The organism is Lysinibacillus sp. FSL K6-0057, from assembly GCF_038630885.1.
GTDB lineage: Bacteria > Bacillota > Bacilli > Bacillales_A > Planococcaceae > Lysinibacillus > Lysinibacillus fusiformis_F.
The window spans coordinates 2,782,416-2,806,455 of sequence record NZ_CP152047.1 but is presented as its reverse complement, the minus strand read 5'-3'; the positions used below and the strand labels follow the sequence as shown (position 1 = coordinate 2,806,455).

Sequence of the window (24,040 nt, the reverse complement as noted above, 5' to 3'; positions counted from 1 at the left end):
AGGATGAAGAACAAATGGACTGTAAATGATTTTATTTCATTGGCTATTTTTAATATGATCATATTCGTAGCATGGATGATTGGTGCGATGACAAATATTTTTTTAGGAGAAATTTATTCGCAAATCATATCAGGTCTACTGGCTACACCATTTATGTTTGTTTTAGCAAATAAAGTGAATAAACGAGGCGTCTTTTTATGCTCAGCACTTTGTTTGGGACTTTTGATGGCTATACTAGGCATGGTTTATTACATCATCATCTACATTGTGTTTGGGATGGTTGTGGAATTGATTTGTTGGAAGAAGGGAAGCTATCAACATCCATTGAAACTGACAATTGGCATGGCTGTCTATCAAATCGGTTATGTGCTAGCAGGTGTCTTCCCATTGTTTATGTTCCGTAAGCAATATTTACAATCCCTAGAAGCCAGCTATACGACCCCGGAATCATTAAATCACATGCTGTATTATTATGAAACACCAAGTATGATCTTAGGCATGTGTGCAATGGCTACAGTAGGGGTTTTAATAGGAGGATTAATCGGAAATTCCCTTCTCAATCGTCATGTGAAAAAGGCTAGTTTACTATGATACAAAATGATCCTCGTACTCATTTAATCGTGTTACTAGCAATGAGTATATTCGTTTTATTCAATGAGTCACAATGGCAAATTTATAGCATGCTAGTCTTTAGTATGGTCTATATGCTGTTACATGGCGCATGGAAACAAGCTATTCATGCCGTTGTTACATATGTTCTTTTAAGGATGTTGCTTCTTGTTATGCCCATTGTCATGCCTGGTTTAGCACCTGTCGTCTTTTCAGTTACACAAATTTATCCTGTTTTTATGATTGGTTTCGTTTTTACCGCTTCCAATGGAAGTAGAATTCTGTATGCTTTAGATGCACTAAGATTGCCCAAACCGTTTTTAATTGTAACGATGATTTTTTTACGTTTTTTTCATTTACTTCTGAAAGAAATCCAGACTATTTATGAAGGTATAAGGGTGAGGGGAATTTTTCCTACGCCCTTTCATCTTATCAGGCATCCTTTTGTTGCCTATGAATGCCTAGTTGTTCCGCTAACGTTTCGCTGCCTAAAGCTTTCTAGTGAATTGGCTGTCGCAGCTGAAATACGTGGCATTGAATGTCAGCAGCAACGTACCACCGTAGCTAAAACCAATTTTAGCGTAAATGATGTCCTCACAGTTTTGGTTTTACTCGCACTTAGTTTGTGGATCATGGTAGGTGATTTTAGTGATTGAATTTAAACAAGTTACATTCCAATATGAAGGTGCAGAGAGTGGTGTATCTCAAATTGATTTCACTCTACCAGAGGGTACATGTACCATACTTTGTGGAAGATCGGGTCACGGGAAAAGCACCATTTTAAGACTATTAATGGGGCTCATGCCAAATATTTATCCTGGCAAGCAGGAAGGAAAGATGACTGTTTTTGGAAAAGAACCGAGTACTTTTACACCTGAAGAGAGAGCATCAGTGATTGGTGTTGTTTTTCAAGATCCAAGAAGTCAATTTTTTATGTCGAATGTACAGGATGAAATTTTATTTGCTGCCAATAATCTGGGACGCTCTAAGGAAAATATGGTGAGGGAATTGGCCATACATGCGGAAAAATACCAAGTTAAGGAGTTGCTTGATAAAGATGTTGCCTATCTGTCCAGTGGAGAAAAGCAACGTGTCGCCATAGCAGCAGCAACATTTTTAAAGCCTAAATTATTAATTTTAGACGAACCGACAGCCAATTTAGATTCAAAGACGATGCAACTATTAACAGCAACATTAATCAAGCTTAAACAGGATGGGACAACAATTGTTATAAGTGATCACCGATTGTTTAGCTATCGACAATTGGCTGATCGTTTTATTGTATTGAATAAAGGTCAAGTAGTATTAGATCTTCATGCAGAACAGTTTCTAGCACTTTCTAATGAGATGTATCATCAATACGGATTGCGCTATCCAACGATGGGTATGAATAACTTACTAGAGAAGGTGAAGCAAGAAGCACCAAATAGCTTACAAATAAAAGATTTACAGTATGTTTATAAAAAAAGTAAAAAGGGCTTTCAGCATTTTCAGGCACAGGTTCAGAGTGGAAGGGTGATCGCGATTGCAGGCGCAAATGGGGCAGGAAAGACCACGCTATGTAAGGTATTAGCGGGACTATACAAACAGCAAAAAGGGCAAATTCTTTTAAACGATAACGTATTATCCCCATCACGGCGAAGCAAGCTATCCTATTTTGTCATGCAGGATCCAGACTATCAACTGTATGCAGAAAGCGTGGGCCATGAAATCGTGCTAGGTCGACAGCTAACAGAGATGTTAAGAAACAAAGCAATCGAAGCACTGGAACATTTCTCGCTTGTCCCATTGAATGACAGGCACCCCGCATCACTATCAGGTGGAGAAAAGCAGCGTGTGACACTAGCAGCCGCGTCTATAGCAGATGCACAAATTATACTGTTAGACGAGCCTACTAGCGGGTTAGATGGAGCAAATATGTTAAAAGTAGCGAAGTGGGTGCAGCACATGGCCAATCAAAATAAATTTGTCTTTGTCATAACACATGATGAGGATTTCATTGCCACTGTTTGTGATGAAGTTTTCATTCTATAAAGGTAACGTCACTCATTTAGAATAAAGCAAGTGAGTGACGTTTTCTTTAAAGCGGCAAATTCAAAACGATTTGCTCACCAATAGGCCCCATTCTTCTTACGCCATGATCCACAAAGCCTACTTTGATATACAAATTCTGTGCAGCTATATTTTTATGATTGACGACTAACACCACTTCGTTACATTCTTTAAATTCCTGCTTCACAAAATCAGCAAGAGCAAACATGGCCATTTTAGCATAGCCCTTACCTTGCTGCTGATGATCGATGGATAGGGCAGTTAGTAACATGGCCTGAGGATTACTAGAATACTCCTTAACCCTGTCCGTTGCATGAAGAACAAAAAAGCCAACAGGTACATCATCACTTAAAATCACAATCGGATATTGTCCTACCTTTTCAATCGCAATCTCTTTAGGAAGAGCTGTAAATTGGTGTTGTTCTTCAGGTAATTCAAAACGATTTAACTGTTCTACGTAGTTTTTAGAGAAATGTACTAACGCAATACTCGTTGTTTTTTGCATAAAAAAGCCTCCTTTTTTTATATTTTAAACATAGAACAAACGTTCGTCAAGGAGGCTTGTATAAAAATAATATGGGGGCAGGTCATTTTAACTTAATAGGGTACCAAAAAATAAAATAAAAGAAATACTAATAATCACAATAAGAGTGATCACCATTGTCAAAATTCCTCGAAGCAAGGTCGTTAAATTTTTCACATCTTTCATGCCGACCAGGCTTAGATAAAAGCAGGCAATGGACAAGAGAAGTGTCAATAGTAATGGATGGAAATGAAGATGTGTGTCAAAGAAGCCTTTCAATGTGCCTGATAGAAAAAATAGTAGGATGCAACCCAAAGATAAAATAAATGACCAAAAATTTAAATTAATTCTCATTATTTTCCTCCTTCCTATAAAAACGAATTTGTTGTAGGAATGTTTCGATGATTCCGCTTGATAGGGAAAAGGAGAAACTAAACGAGCAGTTGCTAAAAAAGGGTCACTTGGACGAAAGTGACCCAAAGTACCATAAAGGAGTATAAAGTAAAGTTGAAAGAACTTTACACTACTATTAGTATGTGAAGCTAGCTGTTTAAGATAGTTATCTATCTCAGCCGCTAGCTATTAATTGTTTGTCAAAAATAAAATGAGCTAGAAAAAAACGATGAGGGGGAGTTTAGAGGAATAGCTGGGTAGCGTTTCATTGTAAAAGGCTTTAGCTTCTGTAATGGAACAGAGGCTAAAGCCCGAGGCGATCAATTAACACATAAAGCTAGCACCAACGATAATAAGAAGGATGAATAGTACAACAATAAGCACGAATGTCGAGCTATTGCCACTTCCATTGTCCCCGCCACAGTAACTATTGAAATTACTAACATTTCCATAGTAACTCATGAAACATACCTCCTTTCTTTCTTCTAAAGTATGTACAGGACAAAAGGGGGAGCGTTATGGAGCCAAGCCACAATGAGAGAAAATGTAAAAGAGCAAATCATTGCCTGAGTTGAACCTTCATTTTGAACGTTTTACTTTATTATTATGATGAAATAGTAGCTTGAGCTAGTTGTTAGCCTGCGCAGCACTAGAAAATGCTATCACGAGCAGGTAAAGACTTTTTGGCAAGGGGAGGGGGTGATTTCCGTTATGTCAGTGTACGATGAGCCCATTCACTTATTGTGTTTGCTTTCAACTAGTTACAGCATCAAAAATAATGAAACAAATTCTACTAATTGTTTTGTTTTCATCACTATGTAAAAAAACATCCGTTCTAGGATGCTTTTTAGTATAACGACTGCTGCATATGACAAGAAGGGAAGCCGTTCACATCGTGAATCATATGAAGATCGTACTGCTTTAAGGCAAATTGACTTTGATACAAATATTCAAGGACAAGAAGCTTTCCACCTGATACGCCACAGAGGACACCGGAAGTTCCTTGACCATTTGTGAAAGAAACACCAACGGGCTGACCGATTAAATATGGAATTTTATGTTGCCAAGGCACAATAGCCACTCCTTTCACTATAATATATGAAAGGAGAGACTAGAGGTTCTTGCCTTTACTAAATCGTTACCAAATATTAGTGAATGTATTTTCTTTCATCATCATTTATATGGTAATATAAGTTATAATTGGGGTTATAAAGAATTGTGAGTTATTAACGATCGGGAGGAGAAATGATGAAATTTAAAATAGGGGTCACATTTATTCTAGGCTTCTTACTACTCATGCTTGCTGCATGCACACCAACTGAAAAAAAGGAGAGCCAACTTCACGAGAAAGAGCAAATAACAGATGACGAAGAGATGATGTTCTCATTTGAGCACCCTCAAACCAAACAAAAATACAAAATCATTCATGCCAATCAACTGTTTTATCCCTATATTGAAAAGGTCAAAGAGAACCCGAATCTTTCAACCTCGGAAACCTTGGAACTGTATAATAAGGAAATCATTCAACCAATCTACCAGGATTGTTTTGAAAATGGGGAGTATTATCATATGGCAGAAACCCTGCTTAATACGGTTCCTAACAGGCTAACAGAAATACAAGTGGTAAGTGAAAAAATGGAGACGCATAAAGCAGAAATCAATCAACTCATTCAAGAATCGCTATTGAAATCCGCAGACCTCTTACCCTCTCAAAGTGATGTAGCGGTTTGCGTATTCCCTTCCGCAACCAATAATAGGATACCCTTCGCAGTTGGGGCGGGAAAAATAATTATCCCGCTTAATCTAAATGTTTTGGATGATGGTATAAAGTCAACTGTTGCCCACGAATACCATCACAGCGTTTGGGCGGAAAAATATTTCAATAAAGATGTCGAGGTTTCGGTTTTGGATAATATCGTCTTTGAAGGAAAAGCAGTTATGTTTGAAAAATCTGTTTATCCCAACATCGGCTATACACCAAAGAATGTAACTTACAACAAGGAATTATGGTCTAAAGTAGAACCTGATTTAACTAAGTATGACAGTAATCGTACCTCAGAAGTTTTATATGGTGGAAAAGGATTACCGGAAAATTACGGTTACAGTGAAGGCTACAAGATGGTTAAATCCTATCTAGACTTGCATCCTAATCAAACACCAGAGGATTGGACAGCCTTAAGTGCACAAGAAATTTTTGAAGAAGGAAAATACTTGGAACACTATCAATAACTATTTTAGGATGACACTTATTTGTGAGGGGCCAAAATTAAAGACAGAGCACTTTTGCTTACGGATTACCTTGTGAACTAGTAAAACATGCAGCGTAATGATAGGTCCTTCTCAATTAAAAAGCAACAAACAATGAGTCACTACGGTTTTGAATCGCAGTGGCTTATTCTCTTTAATGAGCACTAACTGTCAAATATTCTTTTATGTAAGGTTCACAATTATTTGAAAAAAAGAAGAGAAATATGAGTTTTACAAAAATATTAGGAACACCTTTTCCGACAATACAAACGAAGCAAATTCAATTAAGAAAGTTAAAGCCAGAGGATGCTATAAACTTATACAACTATTATTCAAATGAAAAGGTCTATCGTTATCTGGATTGGAACGGACCAGAGTCACTCGAAAAAAATTATGAAGTCATTAATAGTTGGAACGAAGGCTATGAAAAGGGTTGGCTTATTCGTTTTGCCATTGCTGACAAGTCGACAGATGAAGTAATTGGAACGATTTTTTTAAGTGAATTTGTAGGAAAACGAGCTGAAATAGGCTACGAATTATCGGAAAGATACTGGCATCGAGGCATTATGACAGAAGCGGTGAATGAAGTATTATCTTTTGGCTTTAATCAATTAGGTCTGGTCAGGATACAGGCAACTGTTGCTACAGAAAACATTGCGTCCAAGAAGTTACTAAAAAAGTAGCGATATGTTGATCTACTCATTATTACAGACAGAGTTTGCAAAAAAAGGTAGGAAAATTAGTGTGTTATCAAAGCAACCTTAGCTGTTCAAAGGCCAAAATATAAATGCCGCAAAGTCATAGTATGCTGATGGAATGAGGAGAACCTTCCCAAAAACGATGCAACGAGTTGTTAATGAATAGTTTGCTCTAAATCATGAAAAAATCTGTGGCTAAACAAAGTATGTAAAAAGGGATAGCATTGTACAAAAACATCTTGGGGGCGATGTTAAAGGTGCTATCCCGACATTAATGTATGTGAAAGGACTTAAGAACATTACCACTGTAAGTAAATTGAAAAGTGATTGAAATAAGCATGAAAAGTTTTTTACATGGATTTCATGGCGCATCCAACACATTCAGCGTTAAAAGGGAGTACTGGAGTTGAGCTAGATGAAAGATTGCTGAAAGTAAACAATGTTTATTTTTCAAAAAATAAAGCTAATGCATTTAGTAACCCAGAACTGACTAGATTTTTAAATGGTAATGGAATCAAAGAAATACATATTGTCGGTTTGTTTACAGAAGGCTGTTCTCTTCACAATAATTTTCATACGACCGTCGTGAAAGATGCAGTGGCAAGTTCAAGTGATAAAAAGAGATTAATAGCATTAAATAAGTTAAGATCAAATAAGGTGAAAGTTATTGATTCTTTTCAGTTATTAGAGATGCTTTGAATGGCAGAAATTCCTTTCACACAAGGATACAGGTTTCAATTACATTTTTGTAACGAGAAAGGGTGGCAATATGAGTAGGAATTTCATTATATTTGGGGCTAGCCAAGGATTGGGTGATGCGTTTGTCAAAGGTTTACCTGTCAAAGGAGATACAGTATGGATGGTATCACGAACGAGACCTAAAAGTTTAGATATAATTGACGGAGTAAATCGTCAATGGCTATCAATCGATTTGTCTAATCAACAACAAATAGCAACTTTAAAAGAAGCGTTAAAAGACATTCCTCTCGATGTATTAATTTATAATGTTGGGGTATGGGAAAAGCATGGATTTGAAGATAATTATACATTTGATAAGGATGAAGTAGAGGATATTTCTAAATTAATCAATATCAATCTAACTTCTACTATTACATATATTCAGGCACTTTTACCAAATTTAAGACAAGCGGAGCATGGGAAAGTTATTTTAATTGGGTCAACAGCAGGCTTAGATCACACAAAAAATGCACAAGTTTCATTTGTCACGTCTAAATTCGGCTTAAGGGGCATTACAAATGCGCTACGCGAACATTTAAGAGAAGATAAAATTTCAGTCACTTGTATTAATCCAGGTGAACTGGCAGCGGAAGTACCGTATGAAGAAGGAGCCGAAAAGGCCATTCATTTATATGAAGGTACAAGAATTCCCGTACAAGATATTGTAGCTATTGTACAATGTGTAATTAATTTATCAGCGGTCTCCTGTGTAAAAGAAATTAATGTGCCAGCCATAACGGATTTAAATGCTTGATTACTCGGTAGACGCTACTCATGTTGAGTAGCGTATTTTAATAAAATAATAAGCGATTATTCTTTACCCCAGAAAAAATTTTCGAGATCACCTCACACATATGCATACAAGTAAGCTCATATAAATAAAGGTAGTACAAAAATCAACATCATTTCATCGTCATCATTAAATTCTAAAAACACTTCCACCCTATCAAATCTTAAGAAAATCTTCAGGTTCTACTAGGAAATATTTAAGATTCGCTGTGTATAATTATAAAAAAAGGAAATTTACGAAACCATTTGAAGATTTAAAACGTATTGGTAGTAGGAGAGAGAATATTGAAGTAGGTGAAGATATGGCACATACGATTTACATAGTATTAACCAAAACAGGGACGTTATTATCAAAAGCGATTGGTATGTATACGGGCAAGGAGATGAATCATGCATCCATAGCCTTTGACGAGGGGCTATTGGAGATGTATAGCTTTGGTCGAAGGCAATTGAACAATCCATTAAGTGGGGGTTTTTTACGAGAGGATGCAGAAAGAGGGCTATTTGAATGTGCGGATTGCGTTATTTATCGCTGTCGTATATCCCATTATCAATATTTAGACATGATGAAAATTGTCCGTTATATGTATTGGAATCGAGATCGCTATAAATATAATTTTATCGGACTTTTTGGTGTGATGATGCAAAAGGAAGTGAGACGTGAGCGTGCTTATTTTTGTTCCCAGTTTGTAGCGACGCTATTAAAAGTGGGAGGTCTAAGAATAGTTCAAAATCCAGCATTAATGACGCCTCATTGCCTAGCACAATTACCGTATTTAGAGAAAGTATTTGCAGGGAAAATGGCCGATTATTTACAAAATGTACGTGAACCAGCTATGCTTTACGGTTAACGAATGTATGCACTACCTTATGTTTAAATATTAAAATAGACACGCACGCGGGCAATCTTCTATTTTGTAAAATAGAGGATTGCCTTTTTATCTTAATTCAATAGAAAACTCGCTTCTCTATCGGTAGTGAGATGAAAGTACAAATTGTTCTTTTGATGCAGTGGGTATCCAAATACCGAAGCGGAGGAACTTTTCGAGCAAACTCAAAAAAATATGGATGCAATTACGCTAAGGCGCAGTCGATTATTAGTAATATTTACCTCATATGGAATGTCAATAAACCTAGTTGTTGGAAAGTGGAAAATGAGTCCTATTCCTGTTAAAAGAGTCACCATAAAATTGCTATCATAATTAGTAGCGTATGTACGTTCAATGATTGAATAGTAGCAAGGAGGATATGTAAATGAGTGAAGAAGTAACAGCAGTTGGTTGGGATGCGATTGATCAGGCATTATCCCAGGTGTATGGTGAGCAGGAGCCAATGCATTATGGGACATTGATTCCCTATTCACTAGGAGGACAAGATCCTTTAGATGGAATAAGTGTTTATAAAAGCGAAACATCGATTCCACATTGGCATTTTGTTACATATGGCTTCTCGGAATTATATGAAAAGGAATTTGAAAATAAGGACTATAGTGGCTATGGATTTGAATTAACATTTCGACTAGTACGTCAAATAGATGAGGAAGAGCCACCTGCTTGGGCGTTAAATTTACTCCAAAATATGGGCAGATATGTGTTTAATAGTGGCAATGTTTTTAGAACGGGAGATTATTTAGATGCAAATGGTCCTATTTGTCTTGATGCCGATACACAATTAACCGCACTGGCCTTCACACATGATCCAGAGCTTGCTGAAATCGATACACCAAATGGCAAGATGGCGTTTATCCAAATGGTTGGTATTTCAGAGGATGAGTTAGAAGCGATGCAGACGTGGAATACACTTGGTGTGCTAGAGGCAGGCATCAAGGAAATTCCAAGCTATATTACTGATTTAACAAGAATTTCTCTACTACAAAATCCTGAAGTTGCCGAGGCAGTTGCGCGAGGAATGGAGGAGGATGGTTCTAATACGGGGTTTCTTTTCGTAGATCAACTCGCTTGGGAAGTAGAAAAAAAGGGCTGGTTTAACAAACAGTCTACTATCGTTCAACTTGGGGCAAAGCAAGCTGATGTCATTAGTAAATTATTACGTGGACGAATTTTGAAAGATAAAGATCTTAGCTTAGTCGGTCAACAAATAACGATAATATTTAAAGCAGGCCATCAAGTAGGTTTTTCTGAAAATGGTCAAGAGATTACGATTACATTGAACAAGGCAGCAGTAGAAGAATTAAGTCAGAAGCTGATACCGCAAGAAAGTCAATTCACCATTTCTTCCTTAGCTGGTGTAAGCTTTCAAATTTTGAAGACATATATTAAAAATCAAGAAGGAGCGGTTGTGAAAACAATCGGATAAGATGAATCTCTCGCTAGGCTTTAGCGAGAAATTTTTCTCTAACAATAGAAAGCGAGGATGTACAGTGAAGCAGTGTGTAGAGCATTTTCTAGCGGCTGTATGGGGGCAACTCACGGCTGTTTATCAACAAGAGAGTAAACGAATAACAGACTTGAAAGAGCAAAGTAGGTTACAAGCAGGCATCTTTCAATATTTAAAAGTCGCCTGGAAAAAGGGAAAAAGCCCTAATGGCACGATCTTGATAGATGTTTATGAGCCATTTAGTTGGAGTGATAGTTCTTATAAGGTGGAAGCGGGTCCATATATACAAGAGTTTACAAACGTACACCATATTGAGGAGCTTTTTTCGGCTTTATGTACAAAAATAGAGGCTATGTTTCAATCTGAGCAATATGGTCCCCGATTTTTTGATTACCGCTTTCAGGTGGTACTTGAATTTGAAGATGATAAAACGGTATTCCAATATCAAAAGGAGCTGTTGAATAATCGTAAACTGGAGTCAACGAAACAAGTGCTGGCAACATTTATAGAAACAAAGGTGAAGGCAGAGCTACCAGTCAGACCAAGTGATAACGATGAATTTTTCTTTGCGCAGTATTTGGTCAATCCACATTTTTTCCATCAAACAGCTGAGGAAGTCGAACCACTTATTCATCGACTTCAAGAAAAGCATCGTGCCAATAAAGAACGTTTAGACCAATGGATTTATTATTATACGATGGCGTTTAAGCACTGGGCAGAGGAGCATTTTTTAACGCACTATTTTGAACAAACAGGCGATTACATGAAAGAGTGGGTATTGATAACGGAGGACCCAGTACAACAACTAGAGCAGGAAAAACTAGATTTCTTTCTTTATGTCGCGTTGAAAATTGGTCAAAAAGAGCCAGCCACACGATTAGAATACTTGGAACTTGCTAAGCAGCTTGGCTCGCAGCAGGCAGCTGATTATTTGGAAAAAGGAAGCGGTCGTTTTGAAAGTATAAGAAAGCGAGATGTATTCCAAGGACAAGCAAATGATATTTTACAAACGATTGATATACGAGTGATGGTAGAAGAGGAAGCAGCTTATCGTGAAGCGCTTTGCTATATCAATCAACTGTTAAAGGAAGGTTTTCCAAAGGGCTATAAGCTGACTTTAAAGAGTAAAGCGAAAAATTACCTTCCTATCAAAAAGTTAGCTAAATCAAAGCTTCATCAGTTTTTCGCCAATTGTCTAGAATTTCCGAACCTTTTTCCATTATTGGCGGATTATGCACAGCTCGCGATGGAGGAATTTGCTTGGTATCAGGATGTCGAGCCAAGCGAAAAATCAGCTATGCCTGGTACCTATGCAGTTTTAGGATTAGGGCTTTCTAGCAGGGATTATTTTACGCTTGTTCAACGTTATATGTTACTCGTTGATACAGAGCATCAGTCTGTGCAAGATCCTTATGCGGAGGCTTTTCTCGAAGCTCATGGTCTATCGGTGGAGATAATGCCTGTGTTTGTAGCTATTTTACTTGGTGCAAGTGAATCGGCGAAGCCATTAAAGGCCATTGACATCAGGGAACTGGATTTACTCGTGGCGCTTCGACAAGAGCTGGAGAAGAAAGAAGATTATCAGCGTGCATTTGCATTATACCGAATATTCGGTAGTTCCAAGAAGCTTGCACAGCGACTAAAGCAAGAATCAGCACCCATAAAGGATGAACTAGAGAAATTACTGCAATGGATGGATTCCTGAAAGGAGGGAAAACGAATGGAATGGGCGGAAGTGAGTAAATCCAAGGATCTAGAGGTCGTCCGAAAGGCCATAAGTAAACTAAATGTAAATGAGCGAGATGCACGAGGGAGAACACCGTTGATGCTTTTTATAACAAATCGAATGCCCCTAGAAGGAATCCAGCTTCTTATGGCACAACATATTGATTTGGAGGCACGAGACAAGCTAGGTGATACAGCGCTTAAAAAGGCTGTAAAGTTTAAGCAAGAAAAAGTGATTTCATTACTACTTGCAGAGGGTGTAAATTTACATATGCCAGAGGGGATTACAGCTACAGCTTGGTTTGCAGCCAGGGAGCATGCTAGAATAGCAGATTTATTGTTAGAAACACCAGGTGCAATCCGTCTAACCTTGAATGCAGTAGAACAACAGCAAGTCGATACCATTTTATACGAGGATTCTCTCGATACAATGTGCCAGCACATTAGCAAGGTATCATCAGCTGTCATTTTGCATGCCATTGTCAATAACTATAACTGGGATGATGGACCAGAGCCAATGCGCACAGCATTAGCTAATCCAGTTTGTGCCCCTATTACCATGATGGACATGTTTGAGCTAATGGAAGGTGCGTATTGGCTAACACTAACAGAGGAAGAAATAGCGAGTTCCGATTGGAAGCGACCATGGAAAGAGATGGCGGAAATGTTACGGGAAAAATTAGAACGATAGATAGTGAGGAAAGAGCAATGGATCAGAAAGCAAGGAAAATATTAATGCAAACCTATTGGCAAGCTGGTAGATGGCGATCTGGTGGATATACCTATACAGAAGAAGATTTTCAATATGCTAAAGGTAAGGGTTTGATGTTTGATCGATTAACGATTTCCCACGATGAATGTGTACAAAGGTTGCAACAGCTTCACGAGAAAGCCTTAACAAAGGAGCTTGTGGTGAAGGCATTTTTGCATAGTTTATCGACGCGCAAGGTACATTTACGCAGTGCCTTATCGAGCTGGGCTCTTACTCATAATTTACCAATGCATACGTATCATGAACGACCTGTGGCATTGGCCTCCTATAGTGGTTGTGGCTACTGTAATGAGCAGAAAATCATGTCAAATGAAGCGTATGAAAATGAAGATTTAAATGTGCTTAATTTTGAACGAATCAAGTGGGGAGGGGTTCGCCTCAATTGGCTCGTCTATTGTTTACTAGACTTAGAATGCTTAGTGAAAGAACAACAGACATTGAATGTAAGTGAGGAAGACGTAGCCCTGCTAAAACAGATGGTAGCGGCAATAGAATCCTGTAACGACACAGATGCAGCTAGACAGCTTGAGAAGCGCTGGAAAGAAGTTTTCAAGTCCAATCAATATGAACGAGATGTGGTAATGGAAATCTGGGGTTATGCGGGTTTACTCGTATCGAAGGATGATTATCGCAAGGAGCGCGGACGGGGAACTGATTTTATGTCAATGGCTACTTGGAGAGGACAGGATGGCTATTCACAAGAAAAGATGGAGTTCTACTTCGGTTCCTACTTATAAAAAAAGGAGCGATATTCGATGAAGAAACTGACCAAAAGACCGTTGAAGCTTGTAGCGAGGGAACCTTTAAAGCAAATAGCGTATTTGACAACAGCTCCTAAGTGGCTCCCTATTTATTTGATAGTTTCTGTGGACATGTTCAATGGAATACTGCCATGGTGGAATACACAGACGATATGCAGATTTTAATTACAGAGGACTGAGCATTTATTTTTACGAAAGCTTTATTAGATTAAGTAAAAAGGAGAGGACAATGAAATGGGTGCATGGGGATACAAAGCATTAGAAAGTGATGAAGGTTTAGATGTAGTGGCGTTTTTACAGGAGTTTATGGAACAGCAAAAGGAATCCAATGAGATAACATTATCGGGTATTATACAGGCTATGAAACAGCAAGGCTTTTTTGGTAAAACCTTTGAGGAAATTGACTTTTTCTACGATATAAGTGCCATGGCTTTGGCAGAGCTTTATAGTCAATATCTGAATACGGGTACCATTTATGGTCAAGAAAGGAAGGATGGGGAAATACAATGGGTAGCGGATGAAGGCTCATTGACATTTCTATTACGGTATTTACAGGACATTAGAGACGAAATACCTGATCAGCATGGTAGTAGAGAGATTGTAGAATTATGGCAAGAGTCCAAGAGCTGGCCCGACTGGCAGTCCAACTTAGCCTACCTTATTCAGACAATGGAACAAGAGATTAGCCGTTTGCCACAATAAAAACACATGGAGTGAGTGTAAGTGACCTATGATTTTTGGATAATGGCTTCAATCATGGAATTGATTGAATATCCAGATGAGGCAAGTGATGACTATCAAGCACATCCAACTTTACAGGCCATTATAGATGTGCTTGATATCCAAGTGCCGATAGCAGAAATTTACGAACGTTATTTGAATCAATCCATCCATACAGGGCATGTTTTGGTATTTGCCAATAAGCAGCTGCCACATGTCTGTGTGGTACTTGATACTTATCGTGATCCACTTGATCAACATGATTTGATTCAATTTGGCTGGAGAGTGAATACAAAAGATGTTCGCCTAGTAAAACAGCTGACACGAGAACTATTTGATCATTGTGATGAGGGGATTCGCTATGAGGAAGGTCAATCCATTCTCTATCAGGTATTACAAGAACAACGCTATCCTCGCCAATTTTACTATGAGACATTATATGAGCAACAGATGAAGAAATTTTGGGTATGACAGCATCAAAAAGGATTCGTGACACTTTCTATAAAAAGTGCACGAATCCATATGATAGAACTTTATATAAAGACAAAGCTGAATAGAGATAACGCTATGGAAATGATTACAATAGGTCCAATCATTTTCATATGGCGTTTTCGTGCCATCACAACAATCGCTACATATTCACGAATCATCGCATTGGGCCAATAGTAAAAGGCTGTCTTAGAGCCAATGCCCTGACTATCTAAGCCCGCGAGTCTTGCATAAATACCCGCACGAAATAGATGGAAATTATTTGTGGTAAAAATACTGTTGTAGGTGTCACCTTGTTTTCGATCATCCATGAGCTGCTTAGAAAATAACATATTTTGATAGGTATTCACAGAGCGGTTCTCCTGAAGTGTATGCTCAATAGGAATGCCTTTTTCAATTGCATATCGTTGCATCGCTTCAGCTTCTGGTAAATTCTCATCAGGACCTTGTCCACCAGAGAAAATAATGGTAGGTGGTGTAGTCACTGCTGCTTGCCTATGATAGAAATCCATTGCCTTTTGAATTCTACTAACTAAAAGTGGAGGGACCTTATCATTAATTAATCCACTGCCTAGCACAATAATAAAGTCTTGGTTCAATCGAGGTCGATTGAATTGGTAAAGAAAATAAGCGGATAAAAAATTGGATAAATGGATAAAAAAATAAAACGTAATGAGTGAAATTCCACCAAAAATGGGCTGGAGATGGATTGAAAACAAACTTGCTGGATTGATAATCGGTAATAGGATAAATAATAAGATGCCAATCGCCACGAGTAGTGTTAAGGAATTGGCTAAACGTCTACCTTCTCGCTTCATTAATACTCTTGCATTTAAAAATAAACCAAACATTAAAGCAACAATGCCAAAAGGAATTAGGATGAATAGAGCAATGAGTGGAATAATGACAATAAGCCTTAAAAAGTAATGGTCAGATGCTAAAGATAGGATGACGCAGAATAGCAGAAATGAACAGACAAATAGATTAAATAATAGCCCGTTGATCATTTTTCTTGGGTCTTTGAAGTAAGAAATGAGAAAAACGACGAAAAGAATCAGTGGAATAATGCCAAAATACATACAAAATGCACCTCAAGTGATGGAGTTGGTTAATATCTCTTTATTATAAGTAATTATTGGATGAAATCAACCATCGATGAAAAGTGAAGGGGGAGCATTTAGAAGCTCCCTCTATTTTTTGTGTGTACGAGGATAGGTTTTATTGAGGTAATCAATATATTGGGTGCGCGTCAATCCACCAGTTTGGCGATTAAAATCATCATAGGAGATATCTTCTGGTAAACTAAATTCAGCTAGTGCCCGCTGACGTTCTTCACGGAAGTGCGGATGATCTAGCGACGCTGTTACAATTCCTTCTTCTGGTTTCAACCAATCACTGGCAACGCCTGCAGAGACACCATGATTGGTAAAACGGCTAGCTGTTTGAAATGAGGTTGAAGGTGCAGGTTTACTAATGTTTCCTGTTCCCCAGGATAGACGATATCGAGGCTCTTTCCCATAGTTTAGTGTCACGCCATAGCCCATTGGGAATACAATATCGGATGCTGTTAACATTTTGTGACCTATCTTTTCATAGCACCCTCGCATAAAATGGTCGTCCATCACAATATGGGTTTGAGCGGCCAATGGAGCAGATATGATTTCTTCAAGAGAAGGCACGCGCTCTGTCGTTGTCAACAAATAGGGCCGGACGAACAATGGCATTGTCATTACATTATGCCAAATACTATCTTCTGCAAAGAGATGATCCTTTTGCATTTGACGTAAATCGCCAATGACAAGCACATAGCCGTCCACAAATAAATCGATTTCTACACGAAAAATATCGCCTGGCACAGTCTTATAGCGTAGACTTTTCATCTTTGTTAGCTTTTCAAGCTTGGCTGAATAATCTGCAGGAAGCTGGGATGGAAATTGCTGTAACCAATTCAAGAGAGCCGATTTAGTCGTTAAATGCTCAAAGCCTGTTAGTGGTAGCTGGTAATATGTTTTGGTATTACGAGCCGTAATAGAGCTAGATGGATGATTTTGGTTACCTAGACCAGCAGAAAAAACAACGCCTGCAGCTTTCACAGCGGATATATTGGTGTAATTCAATTTCTTTTCTTTTCCACGCGCGGTTTGAGGGACGATGACTTCTCGATTACGTGTTAAAATGTCCACATCTGCTTCTTGGTAGCTATGCTCATTAACGAAAATTCTTTTTTTAATGAGATCCCCTTCAAGGCAAATAAAATAATCCTCTCGAATCTGAATCGTTTCCCAATGTGTTTCTAGGGTATGTAGGCCGAAATAAGGGCGCAATGAATTGGTTAACCAACTAGTAAATGGTGTCAACTGGACTTCCTCCTAACTATCGTTTCTTATTTTGGTTCAGTATACTGAAATTGATGAAGGACGAAAATAGCTAAGGTGGAAAATAGTTACTTTTATGCAGTGATAATAATTGCTTTTGGAGCAGATGTCTATCTTTTTCTTCAGGCTATAGAACTGCTATAATGACAGACGGAGGTGATGAATATGCATATTGTGACGATAGAAGGCATACCCTATGCTTGGCTTGAACAATTACAGAAAATCCACGCACACGTTTTTGATGGTGCTAATTTGCCACTCGAAAAGCTAGAAAAGAAAGAAGGTCTTCTTTGCATATTGGCAGTGGAAGGTAGCACATTAATCGGCTTTAAACTAGGCTATCCACATCCAGATGGTGTTTTTTATAGTTGGTTGGGTGGCGTTCATGTGACGAAACGAGGTCAAGGGATTGCAAGCCAATTAATGAAACAACAGCATGAACATATCAAGACTTTAGGCTTTCACAAAGTTCGTACATATGGTAGAAATACACGCAAAGCCATGCTCATTACCAACCTCAAACATGGTTTTGATATACTATCAACATTTAGTGATGAAAAAGGAAGACATAAAATTATATTTGAAAAAACAATCGATTAAGGAGTTCTAAACATGAAAGCATATTTAGCAAATGGATTATTTTCATTAGGGGATCGTTTCGTGAATGAACAATTGGCAGCAGCTATTCGCGAGGCAGTGCCAGGCATCGCATTGTATGTACCCCAGGAGAATGAAGCCATCAATGATAAATCTGCCTATGCAGATAGCCTAGCCATTGCCCAAGCCGATTTAGAGATGCTACAAAATAGTGATGTACTGATAGCTGTATTGGATGGGGTGGAAATTGATTCAGGTGTAGCCGCAGAAATTGGTGCGTTTTCTATGCTGAATCGTCCCATTATTGGTGTACTAACAGATGTTCGTCAGCAAGGGCGGGACAACATGCAAAAAATAGAGGCTCTGATCCGAGATGGGCTAGAGAATCAGTTTGTTTATCGTAATTTATTTGTTGTTGGGTTAATTAAACGCAATGGCGTGATAACATCTTCTATTGAAGAGGCTGTGAAAGCAATACAAAAACTAAAGAACGGGGAGGCATCATGATGCTATTAGCTACATCAGATATTGTGGCAGGAAAAGATATTATTGAAACATTAGGACTGGTGAAAGGGAATTCTGTTCAATCCAGAAACATTGGTCGTGACATGATAGCTGGACTTCGCAATATTGTAGGTGGAGAGATGAAAGAGTATGCTGAAATGCTTGTGCGCTCTCGTGAAATTGCAACAGAGGCAATGGTTGAGGAAGCCAAACAATTAGGTGCAGATGCGATTGTAGGCGTTCGTTATGCTACTTCCTCTGTAATGGATGGTACATCAGAAGTATTGGTATATGGAACGGCTGTAAAATTCAAATAAAAGAGTAGAAGGACTTTCATTCAATGGAAGTCCTTTTTCAATGGTTAAAAAGTGACACCTTCATCTAAAATGCTGTAAAATTTTAGTTGATTATGTCAGAAATACAGTCTATTGTGCTGCTTGAATGGTGATTTATTGTAGGATGCGTATAGTACAAATTATACCAATAAAGTAGAAGTTTTATCTTGATTCAGCAGAAAACACCCATCTTAGTGGGTGTCCAAACACCGACTGAATCAAGATAAAAGCCCTAGCGGAGGTCACAGATTTTGAAGAGGAGCTTTTGGAGCAACTCGAAAAAATCCGGACGCAATCACGCTGAGGCGTAATTGATAGTAGGAAGGCTATTTATGTCCAATGTCTTGCGAGCCGGGCATGATAGAAGGAAGAGTGGGATATATGGTAGATTCACAACAAGGCAAAGGCTATCGCGTTCTATCGATGTTTGATCGATTGATGAATGGCCAAGGAATCAACAAGAAGCAGGAAGCATTGACACATCAGGTTGGTGAAAAAACCATACAACGGGATATCGATGAGATTCGTACGTATCTGGAAAAGGCTAAGCTTGATTGCCATTTACAATATGTGCGAACAGAAAAAGTGTATAAATTATTGAATCAGGAAAGCAATCGTTTATCTAAAGAACAGGTACTGGTCATCGTTAAAATATTGATTGCATCAAAAGCTCTTATAAAGTCTGATATCGGTGAGATCATGGAGCAGCTTCTCTCACAAGTAGCAGTAGATCAACTGGATCAAATATTATTAAATGAAAAAGCTGTGTATGAAGATGTCCATCATAATAAGTCATTATTGTCATTGATATGGGAGATTTCAGCCGCCATTCAAAAGAAAAAGGTCATTACCATTGATTATTTACAGGAGGGTGAAGCTATTCCAACTACAAAGGTTTTAAAGCCGCTCGCTATTATCTTTTCAACACATTATTTTTACTTAATGGCAGATAATCAAGACACCCCAACTGTTTACAGAATGGATCGTATTCAGCATTTTCGTGAAATGGATATAAAATTTCAATTTCCCGCTGTAAATCAATTACGAGTAGAGGATGTTAATGAGCTTACTCATATACGTATTCTCTATAAAGGCCAATCTCCTCAAATTGTTTACGGTCGTTTCCCAACAGCCAACCTAGTTTCCAAAAACAAGCATGAATATGTTTTTGAGGCAGAAGTATTAGGACATGGCATGAAAGAATGGTTGTTAAGTCAAGGAGCCGATATAGAGGTATTAGAGCCAATTGAACTGAGAGAAGAGATTATTGAAATCATCGAAGCTATGCAGCAAAATTATCGTTGCATATAAAAAAACCTTGCATTTGCGCACGGGTTTTTCTTAGTGTTGAAAAACAAAACAGTCAATTGAAAGGTAGAAATGGATTTCCGTTGCAGGCTACTTGCTTTCCTGTGGGCGAGCGCCGAGCCGCTTCCTCCGCTACCGCTCCGTGTAGGGGCTCGCCTGTCTCGCTATCCCACGGGAGTCAAGTAGCCTTCCACTCCAACCCACAAAAGTGTTACCTTTTTAGCAAAGGTTTTCAAATAAAGGGAAGGTGTTCACGACTCTTTATGAAGAGGTGTTGTCACGCATCACTTCTCCACATTGAAAATAAGAGCTTATCTCCTCTAAGAATACAGATAATAGGCGATTTTATCGCTATGCTACTATGAAAAAAAGTAAAGACACTTTGCAGAATGGTTGATTGGAGTGGAGCCAGCGTCACTCCTAGGGGATTGAGCGTCACAGAGGAGACCCTGGAGCGAACGTAAGTGAGTGAAGCGGCTCATCGGACGCCCCCTGGAAAGGACGCTGGCGGAACGGAAATCAACCCCTCACCTTGCAAAGTTGCTTTTTCTGCCGTTGACATCATCTTTTTTCAACAACATGAAAAACCCGTACATTTGCGCACGGGTTTTTACGATTACTGAAACAATTGCTTGATGAATGTCATATCGACATCCTTAGCAAGTTTATAATCTTTCATGTAGTTTTCTTCATATAAATATACAAATAAATGCTGATTATCATCTAAACGTAAGCCAATTTCCCTGCCATCATTGATCGATAATGTCAGCCAGTAAGCTTCATTAGAATTGGATTTAGAAAACCACACTTTTTTTAAAGGTAGGTTCTTTAATGGCTGCATCATTTGATTGATTTCTGCTGCATCAGTAATGGTCAATGTTTTCTCATCTGAGGAACGAATGATTTCAATTTCATAAATTTCCTCCATTTCGAGACGTTCTGTTACCTCTGTTGTAAAATCAGTGTCTCGTGTTAACAACATTGTCGAGATATACAGAATAAGTAGTGGTAGTAAAATGCCTAGAAGTAGCTTGTATCTTTTTTTCATGCTCGTCTCCTTAAATTCTAAAAATTCACACATATGTATTCTTTTCCACGCTATAATTGAGCATATACTGAAATGATGAAGGAAGGCAATTAAATGACACATAATCATGAAGAAAAAGAACTATTTTATCCAAATGGAACGGTCATGTATCGAGGTGGCGTCAAAAAGAATGATTTTGGCCACGATATCTATGACGGCAAGGGCTCGCTATTTGATCAAGAAGGAGAACTATTATTCGAAGGTGAATTCGTCAATCATATGAAGCAAGGCAATGGCATCATGTATTTAAAAGGACAACTCATTTATCAGGGCGAATTCATTCAAAATAAAAAACAAGGTCATGGCATTTTATACAAGGATGGTCATATTCATTATGAAGGTCATTTTCGCAATGATTTAATGGATGGTTATGGAATTCTATATTATGAAGAGGATGTGACGGCCCCTTATCAAGCACTGCGATCACAGTACCCACATTTAAATCAACCACAGTATGAGGGTGATTTTGTCCACGGCATGAAAAAAGGAAAAGGTAAGCAATATTATCCAAATGGATTATTACAATATGAGGGTGATTTTATTTGGCATCATATGCAAGGGGCTGGGAAGCTGTATTATCCTACAGAATCACCAACAGCTGAGGAGCTTGATCGTGGGGTAACAACACTCCACTATGAAGGTCATTTTTTTGAAGATCTTAAGCATGGTAAAGGCAAAGTATATGCTAGGGATGGGATTCTAGAAGCGGAAGGGCAATTTAAAGAGGATGTGATGACAGGGCAAGGAACGTTATATTATGCCAATGGGCAGGCTTCCTATATTGGTGACCTCGTGCAAGGCAAAAAACATGGACGAGGCGATTATTTTAATGAAGAGGGCAAAATCATCTATAGTGGAGAATTTATCAACGACGAACGATTACGCATTACACCTGAAGTCGAGCAAGAGATTGCCAAGCTACAAAAACAATTAGATAGTCTTGTAGGTCTTCCAAATGCAAAGAAGGAATTACATAATTTAATTAACTTTATTAAAATTCAAAGTCTGCGTGTGGATCATGGTTTAACAAGCTTTCCTATTACCTATCATCTTGTTTTCTCAGGCAATCCAGGCACAGGTAAAACAACGGTGGCACGTATTATTGGCCAAATCTACAAGCATCTTGGTGTCCTTTCAAGTGGGCATTTTGTGGAAACAGATCGTGCGGGGCTAGTCGCTGGCTATGTTGGACAAACAGCGTTAAAGGTTCAGGAAGTCGTCAATAAAGCGAAGGGTGGGGTACTTTTTATTGACGAAGCCTACGCATTAATAAATGATAAACAGGATGCATTTGGGAAGGAAGCAATTGATAGTTTATTAAAGGCAATGGAGGATCTACGTGATGACTTAGTAATTATTGTTGCTGGCTATACAGAGCTGATAGAGGAATTTTTACAATCTAATCCAGGCTTTAAATCTCGTTTTAATCATTTTGTACAATTTGATAATTTTAGCACTGATGAACTCTATGATATCTTTGCGATGCTTTGTCAAACGAACGACTATCAATTTGGCGATGCATTTGCCCAACATATGAAAGCACAGCTACGTCATATGCCAATTGAAACCATCCCTAATTTCTCGAATGGTCGTTATATTCGAAACTTGTTTGAAAAACTAGTGACAATCCAATCAACCCGATTGATTCAACAGGCAACAATCACGAAAGATGAACTTATGACATTTGAGGAGCAAGATATTTTACAGGGCATTGCAGAAAAGTTATTTGATAATACTTTTTAAGACAAGGAGTAGACGAATGAAAAAATTGATTGCGCTTATTATAGTGTGTGCATGTATTTTACCACGAGTGGTAACAGTCCATGTTACAGTGAATAATCATATTAATGTTCGCCATAAAAACGATAAAAGTTGATGAGGGATGCATAAGGTGGTAATATAAGACAAAACATACGCTATCGTATTTTTTGGAGGCAATCATGCAAGTATTGAAAGAAGATTGGATTAGAGCGGGTCTAGAGCAATTAGCAGAAGCGGGCATACATAAAGTACGTATTGAAGCACTTGCTCGATCATTAAACATTAGCAAGGGGAGCTTTTATCATTATTTTCGTGATCGTCAACAGCTATTAGATGCCATGCTTGACTATTGGGAAACCCATGCGACAAAGGCCATTATTCAAAGCATGGAGCAAGAAGATGCTACTTTAGAACAGCTTTTACGGATAAGTTTTCACAAAAATAAAAAAATGGAGATAGGCATTTATGCTTGGTCCAAATATGATCCAGATGTCGCAAAGCGTATCGTTCAAATAGAGGAGCAGCGAATTGACTGTGTGGCGACACTCTATCAAAAAAGTGGTGTAGATATAAATGAATCTACTGACCGTGCAAGATTGGCTTATTTAACCTATATTGGCTGGATGACACGATTCGAAGCCAATCCTCATTTCGATCTCGAAAAGATGATTAAGCTCCTATTACAATAAGAAGGTCTCTCAGAGCCGACATAAGCTTTGAGGGACTATATTTATCGCCAAAACATACGATGGCGTATGGAAATGTGAATAGGGAGGTAGAACATGTTTATTTTATCAATTGTCGCAGTGGGACTATTATGGCTGATTAGTGTAATACATATTTATTGGGCTTTTGGTGGTCGATGGGGTACAGAAGCTGTTATTCCTATGAAAGAAGGCAGCCAACAAGCCGTTTTTGTTCCTAGGAAATGGGGAACGCTCTGTGTAGCAATGCTGGTGTTGCTAGCAAGTAGTATCATCCTTGTTCAAGGAGGGTGGATGACATTTTTTCAAGCCTCTATTTTTTCAAAAGTAGGCAGTATCGTTTGTGCGCTGGTATTTTTGATACGAGCAATTGGTGATTTTAAATATGTTGGTTTTTTTAAAACCATTAAGCATTCCAAGTTTGCTCAAAATGATTCGAAATGGTATAGTCCGTTATGTTTGTTTCTTAGCTTGGTCTATGTACTGGTGTTGTTTTAACAGCTATTTTACTTTGGG

The 24,040-nt window shown here is 38.3% G+C and carries 28 protein-coding genes; 21 read left to right on the top strand and 7 right to left on the bottom strand.

The annotated features are described in order from the left end of the window. Positions 1–3: 3 nt before the first annotated feature. The 3 genes from MHB40_RS13810 to MHB40_RS13800 are packed head-to-tail and all read left to right on the top strand — an operon-like array spanning position 4 to position 2,643. Positions 4–591 carry an MptD family putative ECF transporter S component gene (locus MHB40_RS13810; protein WP_342440742.1) on the top strand — a complete coding sequence of 196 codons (588 nt, stop codon included), beginning with the start codon at positions 4–6 and terminating at the stop codon, positions 589–591. Next, positions 588–1,265 carry an energy-coupling factor transporter transmembrane component T gene (locus MHB40_RS13805; RefSeq protein ID WP_342440741.1) on the top strand — a complete coding sequence of 226 codons (678 nt, stop codon included), beginning with the start codon at positions 588–590 and terminating at the stop codon, positions 1,263–1,265. Before MHB40_RS13810 ends, MHB40_RS13805 begins: the two co-directional genes overlap by 4 nt. Further along, entirely contained in the window at positions 1,258–2,643 is a 1,386-nt protein-coding gene (locus tag MHB40_RS13800) for an ABC transporter ATP-binding protein (RefSeq protein WP_342440740.1), read from the top strand. The genes MHB40_RS13805 and MHB40_RS13800 overlap by 8 nt, the downstream gene beginning before the upstream one ends. 46 nt (positions 2,644–2,689) lie before the next feature. On the opposite strand, the gene MHB40_RS13795 is transcribed toward MHB40_RS13800, so the two are convergent. From MHB40_RS13795 to MHB40_RS13780, 4 genes are all read right to left on the bottom strand, one after another. After that, positions 2,690–3,166 (bottom strand): GNAT family N-acetyltransferase, encoded by a 477-nt coding sequence (locus MHB40_RS13795; RefSeq protein ID WP_342440739.1) that lies wholly within the window; start codon positions 3,164–3,166, stop codon positions 2,690–2,692. An 87-nt stretch (positions 3,167–3,253) separates the two neighbouring features. After that, positions 3,254–3,538 (bottom strand): hypothetical protein, encoded by a 285-nt coding sequence (locus MHB40_RS13790; protein WP_205443985.1) that lies wholly within the window; start codon positions 3,536–3,538, stop codon positions 3,254–3,256. A gap of 363 nt (positions 3,539–3,901) precedes the next feature. Next, entirely contained in the window at positions 3,902–4,039 is a 138-nt protein-coding gene (locus MHB40_RS13785; protein ID WP_243456223.1) for a YjcZ family sporulation protein, read from the bottom strand. A 385-nt stretch (positions 4,040–4,424) separates the two neighbouring features. Next, entirely contained in the window at positions 4,425–4,649 is a 225-nt protein-coding gene (locus MHB40_RS13780) for a hypothetical protein (RefSeq protein WP_342440738.1), read from the bottom strand. 176 nt (positions 4,650–4,825) lie between these two features. Between MHB40_RS13780 and MHB40_RS13775 the strand changes: the two genes are divergently transcribed. The 11 genes from MHB40_RS13775 (at position 4,826) to MHB40_RS13725 (ending at position 14,835) form a co-directional block, all read left to right on the top strand. Further along, complete coding sequence (locus MHB40_RS13775; protein ID WP_342443742.1) at positions 4,826–5,806, top strand: DUF2268 domain-containing putative Zn-dependent protease; 981 nt, start codon at positions 4,826–4,828, stop codon at positions 5,804–5,806. Positions 5,807–6,048: 242 nt separating this feature from the next. Continuing rightward, positions 6,049–6,507 carry a GNAT family N-acetyltransferase gene (locus MHB40_RS13770; protein ID WP_342440737.1) on the top strand — a complete coding sequence of 153 codons (459 nt, stop codon included), beginning with the start codon at positions 6,049–6,051 and terminating at the stop codon, positions 6,505–6,507. A 378-nt stretch (positions 6,508–6,885) separates the two neighbouring features. After that, positions 6,886–7,221: an isochorismatase family protein gene (locus MHB40_RS13765; protein ID WP_342532549.1), complete on the top strand. Its 336-nt coding sequence runs from the start codon at positions 6,886–6,888 to the stop codon at positions 7,219–7,221. 70 nt (positions 7,222–7,291) lie between these two features. Then, complete coding sequence (locus tag MHB40_RS13760) at positions 7,292–8,014, top strand: SDR family NAD(P)-dependent oxidoreductase (RefSeq protein WP_342440735.1); 723 nt, start codon at positions 7,292–7,294, stop codon at positions 8,012–8,014. Between the two features lie 244 nt (positions 8,015–8,258). Then, on the top strand, positions 8,259–8,900 hold the full coding sequence (locus tag MHB40_RS13755) for a hypothetical protein (protein WP_342532546.1): 642 nt from the start codon (positions 8,259–8,261) through the stop codon (positions 8,898–8,900). Positions 8,901–9,303: 403 nt separating this feature from the next. Further along, positions 9,304–10,365 carry a suppressor of fused domain protein gene (locus MHB40_RS13750; RefSeq protein ID WP_342532545.1) on the top strand — a complete coding sequence of 354 codons (1,062 nt, stop codon included), beginning with the start codon at positions 9,304–9,306 and terminating at the stop codon, positions 10,363–10,365. Between the two features lie 64 nt (positions 10,366–10,429). Then, positions 10,430–12,091: a DUF6138 family protein gene (locus MHB40_RS13745; protein WP_342532544.1), complete on the top strand. Its 1,662-nt coding sequence runs from the start codon at positions 10,430–10,432 to the stop codon at positions 12,089–12,091. Positions 12,092–12,106: 15 nt separating this feature from the next. Continuing rightward, positions 12,107–12,802 carry a DUF4274 domain-containing protein gene (locus MHB40_RS13740; protein WP_342532543.1) on the top strand — a complete coding sequence of 232 codons (696 nt, stop codon included), beginning with the start codon at positions 12,107–12,109 and terminating at the stop codon, positions 12,800–12,802. A 17-nt stretch (positions 12,803–12,819) separates the two neighbouring features. Further along, positions 12,820–13,620 (top strand): hypothetical protein, encoded by an 801-nt coding sequence (locus MHB40_RS13735; protein ID WP_342532542.1) that lies wholly within the window; start codon positions 12,820–12,822, stop codon positions 13,618–13,620. Positions 13,621–13,878: 258 nt separating this feature from the next. Then, the gene (locus MHB40_RS13730) at positions 13,879–14,346 is read left to right on the top strand and encodes a DUF4259 domain-containing protein (RefSeq protein ID WP_342440729.1); all 468 of its coding nucleotides are present in this window, start codon (positions 13,879–13,881) and stop codon (positions 14,344–14,346) included. Positions 14,347–14,367: 21 nt separating this feature from the next. Beyond that, positions 14,368–14,835 (top strand): hypothetical protein, encoded by a 468-nt coding sequence (locus tag MHB40_RS13725; protein WP_342532541.1) that lies wholly within the window; start codon positions 14,368–14,370, stop codon positions 14,833–14,835. A gap of 62 nt (positions 14,836–14,897) precedes the next feature. On the opposite strand, the gene MHB40_RS13720 is transcribed toward MHB40_RS13725, so the two are convergent. Beyond that, entirely contained in the window at positions 14,898–15,932 is a 1,035-nt protein-coding gene (locus MHB40_RS13720; protein ID WP_342532540.1) for a YdcF family protein, read from the bottom strand. A gap of 111 nt (positions 15,933–16,043) precedes the next feature. Beyond that, a complete protein-coding gene (locus MHB40_RS13715) occupies positions 16,044–17,210 on the bottom strand; it encodes an immunity 26/phosphotriesterase HocA family protein (protein ID WP_342532539.1) in 1,167 nt (388 codons plus the stop codon). 183 nt (positions 17,211–17,393) lie between these two features. Between MHB40_RS13715 and MHB40_RS13710 the strand changes: the two genes are divergently transcribed. From MHB40_RS13710 to MHB40_RS13695, 4 genes are all read left to right on the top strand, one after another. Beyond that, a complete protein-coding gene (locus MHB40_RS13710) occupies positions 17,394–17,828 on the top strand; it encodes a GNAT family N-acetyltransferase (protein WP_342532537.1) in 435 nt (144 codons plus the stop codon). A gap of 12 nt (positions 17,829–17,840) precedes the next feature. Beyond that, the gene (locus MHB40_RS13705) at positions 17,841–18,332 is read left to right on the top strand and encodes a nucleoside 2-deoxyribosyltransferase (protein ID WP_342440724.1); all 492 of its coding nucleotides are present in this window, start codon (positions 17,841–17,843) and stop codon (positions 18,330–18,332) included. Next, positions 18,332–18,646 (top strand): YbjQ family protein, encoded by a 315-nt coding sequence (locus MHB40_RS13700; RefSeq protein ID WP_205443961.1) that lies wholly within the window; start codon positions 18,332–18,334, stop codon positions 18,644–18,646. Before MHB40_RS13705 ends, MHB40_RS13700 begins: the two co-directional genes overlap by 1 nt. 399 nt (positions 18,647–19,045) lie before the next feature. Beyond that, positions 19,046–19,975 carry a WYL domain-containing protein gene (locus tag MHB40_RS13695; protein ID WP_342532536.1) on the top strand — a complete coding sequence of 310 codons (930 nt, stop codon included), beginning with the start codon at positions 19,046–19,048 and terminating at the stop codon, positions 19,973–19,975. Between the two features lie 613 nt (positions 19,976–20,588). On the opposite strand, the gene MHB40_RS13690 is transcribed toward MHB40_RS13695, so the two are convergent. After that, positions 20,589–21,020: a hypothetical protein gene (locus MHB40_RS13690; protein WP_205443959.1), complete on the bottom strand. Its 432-nt coding sequence runs from the start codon at positions 21,018–21,020 to the stop codon at positions 20,589–20,591. A 93-nt stretch (positions 21,021–21,113) separates the two neighbouring features. On the opposite strand from MHB40_RS13690, the gene MHB40_RS13685 reads away from it, so the two are divergent. The 3 genes from MHB40_RS13685 to MHB40_RS13675 all read left to right on the top strand — a co-directional run bounded on the left by MHB40_RS13685 (position 21,114) and on the right by MHB40_RS13675 (position 24,022). Beyond that, positions 21,114–22,802, top strand: a complete 1,689-nt coding sequence (locus tag MHB40_RS13685) for an AAA family ATPase (RefSeq protein ID WP_342532535.1) — start codon at positions 21,114–21,116, stop codon at positions 22,800–22,802. Between the two features lie 197 nt (positions 22,803–22,999). Beyond that, a complete protein-coding gene (locus MHB40_RS13680) occupies positions 23,000–23,509 on the top strand; it encodes a helix-turn-helix domain-containing protein (protein ID WP_342532534.1) in 510 nt (169 codons plus the stop codon). Between the two features lie 93 nt (positions 23,510–23,602). Further along, positions 23,603–24,022, top strand: coding sequence for a DUF3995 domain-containing protein (locus MHB40_RS13675; protein WP_342532533.1), 420 nt, complete (start codon positions 23,603–23,605; stop codon positions 24,020–24,022). The last annotated feature ends 18 nt before the right edge of the window (positions 24,023–24,040 follow it).